The following is a 14,506-nucleotide window of genomic DNA, read 5'->3' on the forward strand; positions in this document are numbered from 1 at the left end:
CGCAACCCTGGGCAGGCTGTCATCGGGACGGCGTGGGTCGGGAGGGCGGAGAAGCCCCCGCCCGCGTTCGTCGAGGGGGTCGCCCGGCCGGTCTTGCGCACCAGGCGCGGGCGGCTCCCTCTCCAACGGCCACGGACAGGGGAAGCGGATGCCGAACCGAGCAGGACCCACCGCGCCGGCGACCGCCGGGGCCGGGAGGCGGCGGTGACCGACCGGCCGATCGTCCCAGGCGACGTGCTGCACCTGACTCGCGCCGCGAGCCCGCAGTTCGTCGAGCCGATCACCGTGCGGGTCATCCGCGAGGTGCCGGACCGGCACACCTACCACGGCTGGACGTGGATCGAGGCGTACGAGTTGGACGCCCAGAGCGACGCCGTCGCCAAGCGCGAGCTGTTCGTGCTGCGCGAGGGGTTGCACCGACTCGCCGGGACCCCGCGGCAGGCAGCGCCCGCCCGGGGCACGAGCCCAGCCCGGGTGCGCTGATGTCCCGCTCGGGTCCCCGGTGCCCCGCGCTCGTGCCGTGATGCCCCGCCGGCACCTACCGATGCGCCCCGCCTGGCTCTGCCGGGTCTGCGCCGCCCAGTGGCCCTGCCCGGCCGCGCGGCTCGACCTGCCCGTCGAGTTCCACGGCCACAGCGTCGCGCTCGCGTTCTACCTGGCCGCCGCGATGCGGGACGCCATGGACGACATGTACCGGCTCGGCGGCCGGCCCGACAGGGCGGCGATGCACGCCCGCTTCCTCGGCTGGCTCTCCCCGACCCGCCCTCACCGGACCGAGCGCCACTGACCGTCCGGGGCGATGAGGCCAGGACTGGTGTCGACATACTCGACATACCGGGCGACGCAGGCAGAAGATCGTGCTCGATCCTGGAAAGAGTGGCATCCGCCGGGGAACGACACCACTGTTTCCCTGATCGAGCGCGATCTTGTCCCGGTCGAGCCCGGCGCCGAGCGCGATCTTCCCGGTCGAGCCCGGGGTGGAGCAGGGGCTCAGGCGTCGGCGTCGGCCTCGGCGAGGAGGGCGGCCAGCGTGGCGGCGCGCAGCAGCGCGGCCCGCCGCTGCCGGTCCACCTCGCCGCCGAGGAACGGCGTCGAGTTCATCAGGCCGAACGCGGCGTGCGCCAGCACCCGCGCCTCGCCGTCGGGCAGGCCCGGGTGCAGGGCGGTCAGCACCGTCACCCACTGCTCCACGTAGAGCCGCTGGAGCCGGCGGATGCGGCGGCGCGGCTCGTCCGGCAGCCGGTCCAGCTCGTGCAGGTGCAGGGCGATCACGGCCGGGTTGGCCAGCGCGAACTCGACGTGAAAGTCGATCAGCGACTCCAGCGCCGCGCGCGGGTCGTCGGAATGACCGGTGACCCGTTCCCGCCCGCCGTCGAGCAACCCCTCGCTGACCGGGATCAGCGCGGCGGCCAGCATCGCTTCCTTGCCGGCGAAGTGGTGGTAGAGGGCCGGGCCGGTGACGCCCGCCGCCGCGCCGATGTCGTCCATCGACACGCCGTGGTAGCCCCGCGCGGCGAAGAGCCCGACCGCGATCTCCAGGATCTCGTCCCGCCGGGACCGTCGCCTGCCAGTGCCCGCCACGCCGCCCGCCGCTCCCCGTGCCCGCTGTTCCACCGTCACCCGGCAAGCCTAGACCCGCCCGGACGCCTAGGTTACCCGCCGGTCGGCCCCCGTCAGTCGTCGTCGCCCAGGCCGTGCTCCGCCCGGACCGCCGCCGCCTCGTCCGGGCGGCCCAGCTCGTCGAGCACCCGGGCGAGCAGCCACGCCGCCTGAGACGCCGGCCGGGAGCCCGGGGGCAGGCCGCCGAGCACGTTCCGCAGCAGCGGCTCCGCCTCGCCCGGCCGGCCGGCGCGCACCAGCAGCTCGCCGCCGAGCAGCTCCACCCGGGCCGCCTCGCCGAACGCCTCGATCGACCGCAGCCGGGCCGGCACCCCGGCCAGCCGGTCCAGCCCCTCGTCCGGCCGGTCGTCGGCGGCCAGCACCCGGGCACCGACCTCCGCCGCGAGCGCCGCCTCGTACGTCACCACCGGCGGCACCTCCGGCCGACCGGCAAGCGCGGCGGCGAGCCCGTCCACCACCTCGACGGCGCGCACCGCCGCCGGCACGTCCCCGGACCAGTTCAGGGCGTCGGCCTCCCGGCGGCGGGCGCGCAGCTCGTCGACCGGCGCACCGGCCAGCCGGTAGGCGGTGGCCGCCTCGGCGAACCGCTGCGCGGCCAGCGCGTCCCGGTCGGCGTCGTAGAGCAGCCCGCCGGCCTCCTCCAGCACCTGCGCCCGGTGGGGCAGGTTGTCCGGCCCGTCGAGGTTGCGGGCGAGCTGGTCCAGCAGGGTCAGCGCCGGCTCCAGCTCACCGAGGTCGACGTAGATCCCGGCCAGCAGGTGCCGGCAGCGGTCCGCCTCGGCCTGCGCCCCGAGCCGGTCCAGCCCGAGCACCGCCTCCTCCGCCACCTCGGCCGCCTCCGCCGGCCGCCCGGCCGCCCGGTACGCGTTCGCCAGCTCCCAGCGCAGGAAGGCGTCCCCGTCGGCGCCCTGCTCGACGCAGAGGGTCACCGCCTCGGCGAAGTCCTCCACCGCCTCGGCCACCCGGTCCGCGCTCAGCAGGGCCCGCGCCCGGAACACCCGCACCGGCAACCGGGCCTGCGCCGGGGCCGTCTCCAGCGCCTCGTCGCAGGCGGCCACCCGCTCGGCCGGGTCGTCCGTCGCCCGCGCGTACGCCAGGGTGGCGGCGGTGACCAGCTCGCCCACGCCCACCTCGCGGGTGAGCCGGCGGGCCAGCTCGGCCGCCGCCCGGAACTCCTCCGGCCGTTCCAGCTCCTCCAGCACGTGCGCGCGGTGCAGCGCCACCCGGGCGGCCAGCCACGGGTCGACGTCGGCCTCGGCGGCGGCCAGGTCGGCGGCGGCCAGCGCCTCCTCCCAGCGCTGCAGGTGCGCCAACGCGAGGGCGAGCCGGTCGTACGCGGCGGCCCGCTCCCGGGCGTCACCCTGCCCGGCGAGGAAGTCGGCGGCGTCCCGCGCCAGCGCCAGTCCCTCCTCGCCGTCGCCGGTGAGGCAGAGCAGCGCACCGAGCCGGCCGGCGACCACCTGCTCGCGCACCGGGTCCGGCAGTTCCCGGTACGCGGCCAGCGCCGCCCGGTTCGCCTCCTGCGCCGCCTGCGGGCCGTCGGCGTCGGTCAGCTCGCCGGCCCGCAGCTCCAGCCGCCGCGCCGCCGTCCGGGGCGGCTGCCCGCTCGCCCCGAACCGCTCGTCGTAGGCGGCCAGCGCGGCGGCGAAGCCCGCCCGGTCGTGCGTACGCCAGCGCTCGTCGGCCAGGTCGAGCAGCTCGTCGGCGGTGGCCCCGGCCGGCACGGTGGCCGCCGGGGCCGGTGCCGCCGGCGGTTCGGGCCGGCGGGCCGGGCGACGGCGGAGGCTGGCCGACAGCGGCAGGTGCTCGCCGTCGGGGACGGCGGCCAGCCTCCGGGCGATCCACTCCGACTGGTGGGTCGTGCCGTTGCGGGCGTCGAACCGCGCGGCCAGCGCGGTCGCCGTGTCGGTCAGCTCGGCGGCGAGCGCGGCGGCGGACACCTCGCCCGCCGGCCGGTCGCCGGCCGCCCGCCGGTGCAGGGTGACGTCGCCGGCCCCGGCGGCGCGGCGCAGCGCGGCGGCGGCCGTGGCCGCGAAGTGCATCGCGGCGGCCGGGGTGGGCGCGCGGTCCAGCCAGTCGAGGTGCCGCTCGACGATCTCCACGGCCCGCGCCTCGTTGCCGGTCAGCGTGCAGAACTCGACGTGGTCGCCGATGTCCCACAGGTCCGACAGGTTGCCGCGCAGCCGCCGGTACGCCTCCCGGTGCGCGTCCCGCGCCGCGTCGCCCCGCCCCGAGCGGAGGTAGGGCACCAGCAGCGCGGTCAGGATCGCCTGCGGCTGCTCCGTGCAGGTCAGCCGGCCGGCGAGGACCGGCTCGGCCAGCGCCACCGCCTCGTCGTGCCGGCCCACGTGGGCGAGGTGGGCGACCTGGGTGGTGGGATCGCAGCCGGCGCAGTCCGACAGCTCGTCGCGCGGGGCGGTCAGCCACTCCTGGTACCACCGCTCGGCGGCCTCGGCGTCGCCCACGTGGTCGGCGACCAGGTAGCGGTGCTTGTGCACGGCCTGGAGGCTGTGCCCCGCGTTGGCGTACCGGCGCTGCATGTCGTCGAGCACCGCGTACGTGCGGTCCAGCGGCAGCTCGGGGAACTTCAGCATGGCGTTGACCATGTACTTGAAGTGCCAGAGGAGCTGGTGGGCGTAGCGCTCGTGGTAGGGCTGCGGGTCCCGGTCGAACTCGGCCAGGCACCACGAGAAGGTGACGAAGGACTTCGCCGGCTCGCCGCCGTAGACGTACGCGGTGGTGGCCTGCATCCGCACGGCGAACGCCAGGTGCCGGTCGTCGCCGCTGTCGGCGCGGCGCAGCAGCTGCTCCAGGGCGGCCGTGCGCCCCGCGCCGTACGGCATGCCGCTGCTCTCGTGCAGCATCCGCCACAGCTCGTCGTCACTCATCGGTGCCACTCACTCCCGTCCCGGTACGGCCCGGCCGAGCAGGCCGAGGAAGGAACTGTTCAGCAGCGCGGCGTCGGCCGCGCGGATCGGATGGTGCCCGAGCAGCAGGGCCTGCCCGTACAGCGCCTCGACGGCGAGCCCGACCAGCTCCGGGTCGTCGAGGGTGGTGACCCGGCGGACCAGCGGGTTGCGGTGGTTGAGCACGAGCTGCGGGCGGTCCGGCGGGGCGGACGCGGCGAGCGCGTCGAGCACCCCGCCCCACAGCTCGTCGGCGGCGTCCCGGGTCGCGGCGAGCTGGTCGTTGAACGCCGCCGACCGGCTGACCAGGTAGAGCGCAGGCAGCGACACCGGGTCGTACGCCCGCACCACCACCTCGCAGCCGAGCCGTTCCAGGGCCCGCTGCGCCCCGGCGAGGAACGGCCGCAGGGCCAGCTCGACGGCCGGGTCGAGGGCGTCGAAGCGGGTGGTCAGGTCGCTCGGCTCCAGCCGCTCGATGAGCACCGACCGGTCGATGGCCGGCAGCCGCTCGATCAGCTCCGCGTCGTACGTGAACCCGGCGTTGACCACCGCCAGGTCCTGCGCGGCGGCGACGGCGGCGAGCTGGCGGAACTCGTCCAGGCTGGCCGCGTACCGGACCAGGCCGTGGCGCTGCCGGAACTCGGCCAGGGTGAGGGTGCCGACGTTGGTCTCCATCGGCCACCACTGGTCGACCAGCCGCAGCATCTCGTCGTCGTGCACGGCGAGGGCCTTCACGCCGAGGTGGTGCACCTGGAGGAACTCGCCGAGCCGCCGCGGGTCGTGCCGGGCCAGCCGCACCAGCCAGCCGCGCACCTGGTCGCCCAGGGCCTCCCGGGTGGCGGTGAGCAGGGCGTCCTCGTAGAGCGCCTCGCGGCTGGCGGTGGGCCGCAGCTCCCCGGCGTCGACCACGCAGTGGGCGAAGAACGCCCAGTCGGGCAGCAGCCCGTCGGCGTGCTCGGTGAGCAGCATCCGCTTGAGGTAGACCCGGTGGCCGGCGCGGGCCGCCGGGTTCACCGGGGTCGGCAGGATGAACGCGACGCCGGTCAGGCCGGCCTCGGGCACCGACAGCGGCACCACGTCGAACGGGTCGACGCCGAGCAGCTGCCGGGCGTAGCGGGTCAGGGCCGGCCGGTCGACGCCCGCGCCGGGCGCGGTCGGCCAGGGCGGCCCGCCGGTGGTGGTGACCGTGTCGCCGACCCGGACGGTGACCGGCAGCAGCGCCCCGTAGAGCCGGGCCAGCTCGGTGACGGTCGCCGTGGCGAACCACTGGTCGGCGTCGCGGCGCGGCACCAGCGTCACCGTCGTCCCGGGCTCCGGGCGCTGCTGACCGGCCGGGGCGACCTCGACGGCGTACCGGCCGTCGGCGTAGCCCGTCCAGAGCACCGTCGGCTCGTCGGCGTGCCGGGTGACCACCCGGATCTCGTCGGCCACCAGGAAGCAGGAGAGCAGCCCGATGCCGAACTGGCCGAGGAACTCGTGCCGGGAGAAGCCCAGCTCGTCGCGCTTGGAGCTGCGGCCGATGGTGGCCAGCAGCTCGTGCACCTGCGCCTCGGTGAGGCCGATGCCGGTGTCGTGCACCCGCAGCGTCCCGTCGCCGGTCAGCTCGGGCGGGAAGATCCGCACCAGGGCCGGCGCGTCGGGCTCGCCCGCCCGCCGCGCGGTGATCGCGTCGACGGCGTTCTGCATCAGCTCACGGACGTAGACCCGTGGGCTGCCGTACAGGTGATGACTGAGCAGGTCGACCACGCCCCGGAGGTCGACCTGGAAGGTGCGGTCCAACGCTGCTGCTCCCCGGTCCGATGCCGGCGCTCACCGTACCGGTGATCACCGACGCGTGGCTGCCCCCGTTCGGCCCGATCGCCGGACACCCGGTCGTGCGGCCCCTAGCGTGAGGGCCGGGACGCGCCGAAGCGGGAACGGGCCGGACGGGGGGCACGGTGGTCGACGGCGGCACGAAGGAGCGTCCGCTGGTGCTGGCGGGGATCCTGCTCGGCGGGGCGGGCGTCTTCGACGTGCTGGTCGGCGTCGGCGACCTGTCCGGCGACCCGTACGTCTCCATCGAGGGCGGCGCGTTGTACCACTACGACGTCACCGGCTGGGCCTGGGTGAACCTCACCGCCGGGGTGCTGCTGGTGGTGGCGGGGGCACTCGTGCCGCTGGGTCGGCGCTGGTCCGCCCTGCTCGCGCTGTTCGCCGTCGCCGCCGCCGCCGCGACGCACCTGCTGATCCTGACCTACCACCCGCTCCGGGTGGTGATCGTCCTCGGGCTGGCCCTGGCCGCCGCCCGGTTGGTGCTGCGGCAGCGGCGCTCGCCCACCGCCTGACCACCTCCCCGGCTCATCGGCCGGTCGGGCCCGAGCCCCGACGGCGGTCGGCGCTACCGGGATTCCCGGGGCGGCTGGCAGACCTTGCCAGTCAGCGCAGGGTCCGGCTGCTCGCTCTCCTCCCACGCCGGGTTGGCCGAGATCGGCAGCGGGGGCGCCTGCCAGGCGGCCCCGAGCCGCTGGAGCAGGGGGTACTCGCGCGGGGTCCGCTGGACCGGCTCGCCGCCGAGGAAGTTCACCAGCCGGTCCTGGACGAGGGACCGGTTGAGCAGGCCGCCGTGCACGCCCGGGGTCTGGAAGACCGGGATGCCGCTGTAGTCGCCGGGCGGCGCCTCGGCGGCCGTCGTGTACGGCAGGAAGGCGACCATCCGCACGCCGGGCACCGGGCACATGAGCTGGTTGCGGTAGAACGGTGCGTCGTCGAGCAGCGAGCGGATGAACGGCTCGTCCGGCCCGTTGCCCGGCGCGCCGGCGAGACGACCCAGCCCGAACATGGCACGGAGCATCCAGCCGGTGGCCACGCCCCACCCGTGGCCCTGCCCGCGCGGCGGGTAGTAGGCCCGGCCGGCGTTGATCAGCGGGCTGAACATGACCAGCGCGTCGACCGCCGGATGGGGCCGCCGGGCGAGGTAGGTGCGGGCCACGAGCGCCCCCTCGCTCTCCCCGACCAGGGCCACCTTCCGGCCGGTACGCCGGTGCAGCCGGTCCACCTGGTCGGCGAGCAGCCCGACGCTGTCCGCCACCGAGATGGTGGTGTCCTGTGGCCGGTAGGGCAGAGGCCGGCCGTCGGAGCCCAGCCCCCGGTAGGAGAACCGTTCCACCCTCGGGTCGTGCGGCTGCTCGCCCCCGTACGCGGAGCCGTAGCCGGCCAGCACCACCACCGCCTCGGTGACCTCCGGCGGCAGCGGCCGGGTGAGCAGCACGTCCTCGGTGCGCAACTGGTTGCCGGGCACCGTGCTGGCCAGCGACGGAATCAGCAGCGGCACGACGAGTGCCAGCAGGGCCACGATCGGGGCCACCGGCACCCGGGCCCACCGCAGCCGGGGCGCGAGCACGGCCGCCCGTACCGTCCGGTTCCACAGCACGCCGTTGACCACGCCCGCCGCCGCTGCCACCGGCACCGTCCACCAGCCGGGCACGCTCCACGCCACCGCCCCGGCCACCGTGAGCACCACGAAGTTCAGCAGCGTCCACCCCACCAGGGGCAGCGAGGGCAACCCCCGCCACCACGGCCCGACGGCGGCGGCCCGTTGCAGGAACGGCGCGAGCAGGAACATCGGCAGCAGCGACGCGAGCAGCACCCAGGACAGCGCCACCACCGACGCGGCCACCGAGATCACCGCCCACGGCACGACGAGGACCGTGACCACCACGGAGACACCGACGTTGCGCTTCAACAGCTGGCGTACGGGCGGCCGGGGCGCCTCGACCGGCCAGGCCAGCGCGACGAGGCCGGTGGTCAACGCGCCCCGGGTGAGCGCCACGTAGGCCAGCCAGAGGACGAACTCCGGCCACGACCGGTGGTAGACGAACAGCCACCGCAGGTCGTGGTACGTGTCGTACGGCCAGACCGCGCTCACCTGGGGCGCGATCCCCTCGGCCGCCACGAAGTCCATGGCGACCAGGACGGTGGCCTCGGCCGCCGGGAACACGGCGGTCAGCACGAGCAGCGCGACGAGCCTGCGGTCCAGGGTCAACACGGCCTCCTCGCCACCGTCGTGGGTCCTGCCCCTCTCGCAGGCTCCACCGGTGGCGGGCTCCGTGTCGGCGCATCCGGCACATTGCCCACAGAAGGACGGGTGCGGGCCGTTGTCGTGTCCCCGGGGCTGGCCGCCCGTGGCCGGGCGCGGGTCAGCCGGCCAGGCCGCCCGGCTGGTCGCCCTTCACGACGGGGGCCCGCACCAGGTTGCCCCACTCGGTCCACGAGCCGTCGTAGTTGCGCACCTGCGGGTAGCCGAGCAGGTGGTGCAGCACGAACCAGGTGTGGCTGGACCGCTCCCCGATCCGGCAGTACGCCACCACGTCGTCCGACGGGCTCAGCCCGAGCTGGTCGGCGTAGATCGCCCGCAGCTCGTCGGCCGACTTGAACGTGCCGTCGTCGTTCGCCGCCGACTTCCACGGCTTGCTCACCGCGCCCGGGATGTGCCCGCCGCGCAGCGCGCCCTCCTGCGGGTAGTCCGGCATATGCAGCATCTCGCCCGTGTACTCGCCCGGCGAGCGCACGTCCACCAGCGGCCGGCCGGCGGCGACGTGCGCCATCACCTGCTCCCGGTACGCCCGGATCGGCGCGTCGTTGCGCTCCGGCACCGGGTACGCGGCGCGCGGCCGGGTGACCTTCTCCCGGGTCAGCTCCCGCCCCTCGGCGGCCCACTTCTGCCGGCCGCCGTCGAGCAGCCGCACGTCCGCGTGGCCGAAGAGCGAGAAGACCCAGAGCGCGTACGCCGCCCACCAGTTGAAGTTGTCGCCGTAGAAGACGACCGTGTCGTCGCGGCCGATGCCCTTGGCGGCGCACAGCTCGGCGAAGCTGGCCGCGTCCAGGTAGTCCCGGGTCACCTGGTCGTTCAGCTCGGTGTGCCAGTCGACCTTCACGGCACCCGGGATGTGCCCGGTGTCGTAGAGCAGCACGTCCTCGTCGGACTCGACCACGACGAGGCCCTCGTCGCCGAGGTGCTCGGCGAGCCAGTCGGTGGTGACGAGCCGCTGCGGGTCGGCGTACGACTGGAGGCGGGGGTTCGGATCACTCGGCACAGGCATGAGCCCAACCTACGCCGCTTCCCCGAACCCGGGGCGACGGTCGGGGCGGTCGAGCGGTCAGGCGCGGCGGTGCACGAGCCGGCCGGCGACCACGGTGGCGACGCAGCTCCCGTCGTCGGCGAAGACGGCCAGGTCGGCCCGGCCGCCGGTGACCAGCTCGGGCGGGCGCGCGGACGCGAGCAGCGCGACCCCGTTGCGGGCGGCGGCGGCCCGCAGCCCCGGGTCGGTCACCCGGTCGGCGAGCACCGCGGCTGCCCCGAGCCCGAACAGGGCGTGCACCCGTTCGCGCGGGGTGGGGGCGGGCGGCAGCGGCCCGTCGTGCACCAGCGCCGGCCCGAGCATGCCGGCCCACCGCCGCACCCGCACCCCCGGGTACGCGGCCGTCAGCTCGCCGGCCGGCGCCACCGCCTCGATCCGGTCCCCCGTCACCAGCACCGCCGTGTCGGCGACCGGCCGGTCGTCGAGGGTGCGCCGCAGCAGTGTCGCGGCGTGATTGGTCCGCACGTCAGTCGGCGACCGGGCCGAGCATCGGCCGCTTCGCGGTGACGGTGTCGCCGGACGAGCGGCCGGTGAGGCGGCGCTTGATCCACGGGGCGAGGTGCCGGCCCGCCCAGCGCAGGTCGGCGGCGCGGGCGGCCAGCCACGGCGTCGGCGCGGGGTGCGGCGGGACCAGCAGCCAGTCCTCGTCGCAGCCGACGCCGAGGGCGGTCAGCACCTGGCCGGCGACCCGCCGGTGCCCCGCCGCCGACAGGTGCAGCCGGTCGGTGCTCCACAGCATCGGGTTGAGGAAGGTGTCGTCGGCGTAGAGGTCGACCAGGATCGCGCCGTGCCGCTCGGCGGTCTCCCCGACGGCCCGGTTGAGCAGGTGCACCCGGGGCGCGACGAGCCGCTGCCCGGGCAGCCGGGCCATCACGTCGGCGAACCGGAACAGCAGCACGTCCGCGCCACCGGAGCGGAGCTGCCGGACCACGTCGTCGAAGCGGGCCACCAGCGCGTCCGGGTCGAAGGTGCGGCGCAGCACGTCGTTGCCGCCGGCCGCGAAGCTGATCAGGTCGGGCTTCATCGACAGCGCGGCCGGCACCTGCTCGGCCACCACGTTGGGGAAGAGCCGACCCCGGATCGCCAGGTTCGCGTACTGGAAGTCGGGGCCGGTCTCGGCGGCGAGCCGGGTGGCCACCAGATCCGCCCAGCCCCGGTAGGTGCCGTCCGGATACGCGTCGTCCATGCCCTCGGTGAAGCTGTCCCCCACCGCCACGAAACTGCGCCAGCCCACCGAACCCTCCGCCTTGCCGGCAAGGAAGGGCCCTGTTATGAAGGGCCCCTGCTCAACGTCAGACAGTCTGGCACCGGCCACCCGCGCGCATCGTCCCGGCACCGGGAACGTGAGGGAGTTCATCGACAGCGAGACGCCTCCGGTCGGCCGCGCCGGTAAACCGCGTCGCCCGGCCGGTCACCGCGGCCGTACGCTGCGCTGATGTTGTTGCGCATGTCGACCCTGCTGCTGCGGACCCTGCGTGAGGACCCGGCGGACGCGGAGGTGCCGAGCCACCGGCTCCTGCTGCGCGCCGGCTACGTCCGTCGCGCCGCCCCGGGCGGCTACACCTGGCTGCCGCTGGGCAAGCTGGTGCTGGACCGGGTGACCGAGATCGTCCGGGGCGAGATGACCGCCATCGGCGACCAGGAGGTGCACTTCCCGGCGCTGCTGCCGGCCGAGCCCTACCGCACCAGCGGCCGGTGGGCCGAGTACGGCGACGACATCTTCACCCTCGCCGACCGCCGGGGCGCCGAGCACCTGCTCGCCCCGACCCACGAGGAGCTGGCCGCGCTGCTGGTGAAGGACCTGTTCACGTCCTACCGGGACTTCCCGGTGACGCTGTTCCAGGTGCAGACGAAGTTCCGCGACGAGGCCCGCCCCCGCGCCGGGCTGCTGCGCGGGCGCGAGTTCCTGATGAAGGACGCGTACTCGTTCGACCTGGACGACGCCGGGCTCCAGGCCGCCTACGACCGGCACCGCGAGGCGTACCAACGCATCTTCACCCGGCTCGGGCTGGACTTCACCGTGGTCCGCGCGACGTCCGGGGCGATGGGCGGGTCGGCGTCGGAGGAGTTCCTGGCCGCCACGGACGTCGGCGAGGACACCTTCGTCGGCTGCACCGCCTGCGACTACGCCGCCAACACCGAGGCGGTCGTCACCCGGCCCCCGGCGGCCGGCGACCCCGACGCGCAGCCGGCGTCGGCCGTGCACGACACCCCGGAGACACCGACCATCGCCGCGCTGGTGGACCTGGCGAACACCCGCCGGCTCGCCGGCCGCGCCGACTGGACGGCCGCCGACACCCTGAAGAACGTCGTGCTGACCGTACGCCGGCCGGGCGTGGCCGAGGCCGAGCTGCTGGTGGTGGGGCTGCCCGGGGATCGCGAGGTGGACCTGAAGCGGCTCGGGGCGGCGCTCGCCCCGGCCACCGTGGCGGTCTTCGACGACTGGGCCGCCCACCCGGAGCTGGTACGCGGGTACATCGGGCCGCAGCGGCTGGCCGGGCTGGGCGTCCGCTACCTCGTCGACCCCCGGGTGGTCCCCGGGACGGCCTGGCTGACCGGGGCCGACGAGCCGGGCCGGCACGCCACCGACGTGGTCTGCGGCCGGGACTTCACCCCGGACGGGACCATCGAGGCGGCCGAGGTGCGGCCGGGCGACCCGTGCCCGGCGTGCGCCTCCGGCGCGCTGACGATGCGGCGCGGGATCGAGGTCGGGCACATCTTCCAGCTCGGCCGGCGCTACACCGACGCGTTCGCCGTCGACGTGCTCGGCCCCGCCGGCAAGCCCGTCCGCCCCACCATGGGCTGCTACGGCATCGGGGTGTCCCGGGCGGTCGCCGCGATCGCCGAGCAGCACCACGACGACCGGGGCCTGGTGTGGCCGGCGGCGGTCGCGCCGTGCGACGTACACCTGGTGGCGGCCGGGAAGGGGCCGCAGCTCGACGCGGCGCTGGAGCTGGGCGGACGTCTCGCCGCCGCCGGCCTGCGGGTGCTGGTCGACGACCGCACGCACGTCTCCGCCGGGGTGAAGTTCACCGACGCCGAGCTGATCGGTGTCCCGCGCGCCGTCGTGGTCGGCCGCCGTCTCGCCGACGGGTACGTCGAGCTGCGCGACCGGGCCACCGGCGAGCGGACCGAGCTGCCGCTGGCAGGGCTGGTGGACCGGCTACGCGACGAGGCGCTGCGTGCCCGGGGCGATCTGGTGTAGCGGGCGGCGCACTGGGTACCGGTTACCGATCGGCACAGGTGTGTATTCGGAGGCTCCCATGACCGGTTACCGGGTCAGCGACGTGATGACGAGGCAGGTGGTCTACCTGCCTGCGGAGACCACCCTGGACGAGGCGGCCAGGGTGATGAAGGAGGCGGACATCGGCGACGTGGTGGTCACCGACGGCGCGAGCCTCGCCGGCATGCTGACCGACCGCGACATCGTGGTCCGGGCGGTGGCCGAGCGCAGCGATCCGGCGACCACCACGATCGGTTCGGTGATCACCCGCGAGGTGGTGATGATCGAGCAGCACGCGACCGCCGGGGAGGCGGCGTCGCTGATGCGGGAACGCGGCATCCGGCGCATCCTCGTGTGCGACGGCGAACGCAAGCTCGTCGGCATCGTCTCCCTCGGCGACCTGGCCATGCAGCTCGACCCCAACTCGGCGCTGAGCGACATCAGCGAGCAGGCCCCGACCGTCTGAAAGGAGGGGCCCCTGTCGACGCCTCCGGTAGGGCAGGGGCCCCTTCTTGACCACCGTCGGGCTGCCACCGATCGACCGTCGGTAGCCTGAACGGATGCCCGAGATGCCGACCAAGCTGGCCGAGATCGTCGACGAGTTCGCCGCAGCCCCCCGCGACGTGGTGCTGGAGATGCTGCTGGAATACGCCGACGTCATCCCGCCGCTGCCCGGGGAACTCGCCGGCCGGGAGGGTATGGAGCAGGTCCCCGAGTGCCAGACCGCGTTCTTCCTCCGCGCCGAGGTGAACCCGGACCGGACGGTGACCACCTGGTTCGACTGCCCGCCGGAGGCGCCGACCACGCGCGCCTTCGCCGGCATCCTCGCCGAGGGGTTGTCCGGGGCGAGCACCGACGAGGTGCTCGCCGTGCCGGACGACCTCTACCAGCGGATGGGGTTGGCGCAGGCGATCAGCCCGCTGCGGGTCCGGGGCGGCACGGCCATCCTGGCCCGGCTCAAGCGCCAGGTCCGGGAACAGATCTCCTGATCGACGGGTTGTCGCTGGTCATGGAGATCGAGATCTACGCCGACGTCGTCTGCCCCTGGTGCTGGATCGGCAAGCGCCGGCTCGAACAGGCGCTGGAGTCGTACGGCGGTGAGGTCACCGTCCGGTACCGGCCGTTCCAGCTCGACCCGTCGCCGGTTTCCGAGCCGAAGCCGCTGGTGGAGGCGCTGGCCGCGAAGTTCGGCGGCCGGGAGCGGGCGGAGGGCATGTTCGCCCAGGTGACCCGGGTCGCCGCTGGCGTGGGGCTCGACATGCGCTTCGACCGCGCGGTGCACGCCAACACCTTCGAGGCGCACCGGCTGATCCGGTTCGCCGCCGAGCGGGGCCGCTCCGCCGAGCTGGTCGAGGCGCTCTACCGGGCGCACTTCGCCGACGGGGTCGACATCGGCGCGCGGGACGCCCTGGTCAAGCTGGCCACCGGGGTCGGCCTGGACGAGGTCGAGGCCCGGGACTACCTGGAGTCGAACCTCGGCCGCCGCGAGGTGGCTGCCGACCTGGCCGCCGCGCGCGAGCTCGGTGTCTCCAGCGTGCCGACCTTCGTGCTGGCCGGGAAGTACGCCGTCACCGGCGCCCAGGAGCCGGAGACCCTGCTCGCCGCCCTGCGCGAGGTCGAGCAGCGCGAAGCCTGACGCG

14 protein-coding genes are annotated in these 14,506 nt (G+C 75.2%); 7 read left to right on the top strand and 7 right to left on the bottom strand.

The features are described 5' to 3' along the window. Positions 1–204 precede the first annotated feature (204 nt). Together LPU61_RS19490 and LPU61_RS19495 are read left to right on the top strand one after the other, a co-directional pair. On the top strand, positions 205–483 hold the full coding sequence (locus LPU61_RS19490) for a hypothetical protein (RefSeq protein ID WP_229405692.1): 279 nt from the start codon (positions 205–207) through the stop codon (positions 481–483). 61 nt (positions 484–544) lie between these two features. Further along, entirely contained in the window at positions 545–787 is a 243-nt protein-coding gene (locus LPU61_RS19495; protein ID WP_229405693.1) for a hypothetical protein, read from the top strand. 203 nt (positions 788–990) lie between these two features. On the opposite strand, the gene LPU61_RS19500 is transcribed toward LPU61_RS19495, so the two are convergent. Genes LPU61_RS19500 through LPU61_RS19510 form a run of 3 tightly spaced genes read right to left on the bottom strand, consistent with a single transcriptional unit; the run spans position 991 to position 6,305 of the window. Then, complete coding sequence (locus LPU61_RS19500; protein WP_043961049.1) at positions 991–1,620, bottom strand: TetR/AcrR family transcriptional regulator; 630 nt, start codon at positions 1,618–1,620, stop codon at positions 991–993. A gap of 53 nt (positions 1,621–1,673) precedes the next feature. Beyond that, positions 1,674–4,508: a hypothetical protein gene (locus LPU61_RS19505; RefSeq protein ID WP_229405694.1), complete on the bottom strand. Its 2,835-nt coding sequence runs from the start codon at positions 4,506–4,508 to the stop codon at positions 1,674–1,676. Between the two features lie 9 nt (positions 4,509–4,517). Then, positions 4,518–6,305, bottom strand: coding sequence for an HSP90 family protein (locus LPU61_RS19510; protein ID WP_043961043.1), 1,788 nt, complete (start codon positions 6,303–6,305; stop codon positions 4,518–4,520). A 191-nt stretch (positions 6,306–6,496) separates the two neighbouring features. Here LPU61_RS19510 and LPU61_RS19515 point away from each other — a divergent pair, with 191 nt between their 5' ends. Next, positions 6,497–6,850 (top strand): hypothetical protein, encoded by a 354-nt coding sequence (locus LPU61_RS19515; protein ID WP_229405695.1) that lies wholly within the window; start codon positions 6,497–6,499, stop codon positions 6,848–6,850. Positions 6,851–6,903: 53 nt separating this feature from the next. Here LPU61_RS19515 and LPU61_RS19520 read toward each other — a convergent pair whose 3' ends face one another. The 4 genes from LPU61_RS19520 to LPU61_RS19535 form a co-directional block, all read right to left on the bottom strand. Continuing rightward, positions 6,904–8,550, bottom strand: coding sequence for a triacylglycerol lipase (locus LPU61_RS19520; protein ID WP_144420123.1), 1,647 nt, complete (start codon positions 8,548–8,550; stop codon positions 6,904–6,906). 151 nt (positions 8,551–8,701) lie between these two features. Then, positions 8,702–9,604 (bottom strand): sulfurtransferase, encoded by a 903-nt coding sequence (locus LPU61_RS19525; RefSeq protein ID WP_043961039.1) that lies wholly within the window; start codon positions 9,602–9,604, stop codon positions 8,702–8,704. 57 nt (positions 9,605–9,661) lie between these two features. After that, positions 9,662–10,108 carry a hypothetical protein gene (locus LPU61_RS19530; RefSeq protein WP_229405696.1) on the bottom strand — a complete coding sequence of 149 codons (447 nt, stop codon included), beginning with the start codon at positions 10,106–10,108 and terminating at the stop codon, positions 9,662–9,664. 1 nt (position 10,109) lies between these two features. After that, positions 10,110–10,877, bottom strand: a complete 768-nt coding sequence (locus LPU61_RS19535; protein ID WP_229405697.1) for an SGNH/GDSL hydrolase family protein — start codon at positions 10,875–10,877, stop codon at positions 10,110–10,112. 201 nt (positions 10,878–11,078) lie between these two features. Between LPU61_RS19535 and LPU61_RS19540 the strand changes: the two genes are divergently transcribed. From LPU61_RS19540 to LPU61_RS19555, 4 genes are all read left to right on the top strand, one after another. Further along, on the top strand, positions 11,079–12,848 hold the full coding sequence (locus LPU61_RS19540; protein WP_229405698.1) for a proline--tRNA ligase: 1,770 nt from the start codon (positions 11,079–11,081) through the stop codon (positions 12,846–12,848). Positions 12,849–12,906: 58 nt separating this feature from the next. Further along, positions 12,907–13,332, top strand: a complete 426-nt coding sequence (locus LPU61_RS19545; protein ID WP_043961031.1) for a CBS domain-containing protein — start codon at positions 12,907–12,909, stop codon at positions 13,330–13,332. Between the two features lie 94 nt (positions 13,333–13,426). Further along, on the top strand, positions 13,427–13,855 hold the full coding sequence (locus LPU61_RS19550) for a SufE family protein (protein ID WP_043961029.1): 429 nt from the start codon (positions 13,427–13,429) through the stop codon (positions 13,853–13,855). A 20-nt stretch (positions 13,856–13,875) separates the two neighbouring features. Continuing rightward, the gene (locus LPU61_RS19555) at positions 13,876–14,502 is read left to right on the top strand and encodes a DsbA family protein (RefSeq protein WP_043961027.1); all 627 of its coding nucleotides are present in this window, start codon (positions 13,876–13,878) and stop codon (positions 14,500–14,502) included. Positions 14,503–14,506: the final 4 nt, after the last annotated feature.

Origin of the sequence: Micromonospora sp. NBRC 110038 (assembly GCF_020884815.1) — a bacterium.
GTDB lineage: Bacteria > Actinomycetota > Actinomycetes > Mycobacteriales > Micromonosporaceae > Micromonospora > Micromonospora haikouensis.

Excerpts from the sequence above, each read along its gene's own strand:
- LPU61_RS19555 (WP_043961027.1), top strand. The coding sequence starts at position 13,876 with ATGGAGATCGAGATCTACGCCGACGTCGTCTGCCCCTGGTGCTGGATC.
- LPU61_RS19495 (WP_229405693.1), top strand. The coding sequence starts at position 545 with ATGCGCCCCGCCTGGCTCTGCCGGGTCTGCGCCGCCCAGTGGCCCTGC.
- LPU61_RS19550 (WP_043961029.1), top strand. The coding sequence starts at position 13,427 with ATGCCCGAGATGCCGACCAAGCTGGCCGAGATCGTCGACGAGTTCGCC.
- LPU61_RS19545 (WP_043961031.1), top strand. The coding sequence starts at position 12,907 with ATGACCGGTTACCGGGTCAGCGACGTGATGACGAGGCAGGTGGTCTAC.
- LPU61_RS19505 (WP_229405694.1), bottom strand. The coding sequence starts at position 4,508 with ATGAGTGACGACGAGCTGTGGCGGATGCTGCACGAGAGCAGCGGCATG.
- LPU61_RS19540 (WP_229405698.1), top strand. The coding sequence starts at position 11,079 with ATGTTGTTGCGCATGTCGACCCTGCTGCTGCGGACCCTGCGTGAGGAC.
- LPU61_RS19525 (WP_043961039.1), bottom strand. The coding sequence starts at position 9,604 with ATGCCTGTGCCGAGTGATCCGAACCCCCGCCTCCAGTCGTACGCCGAC.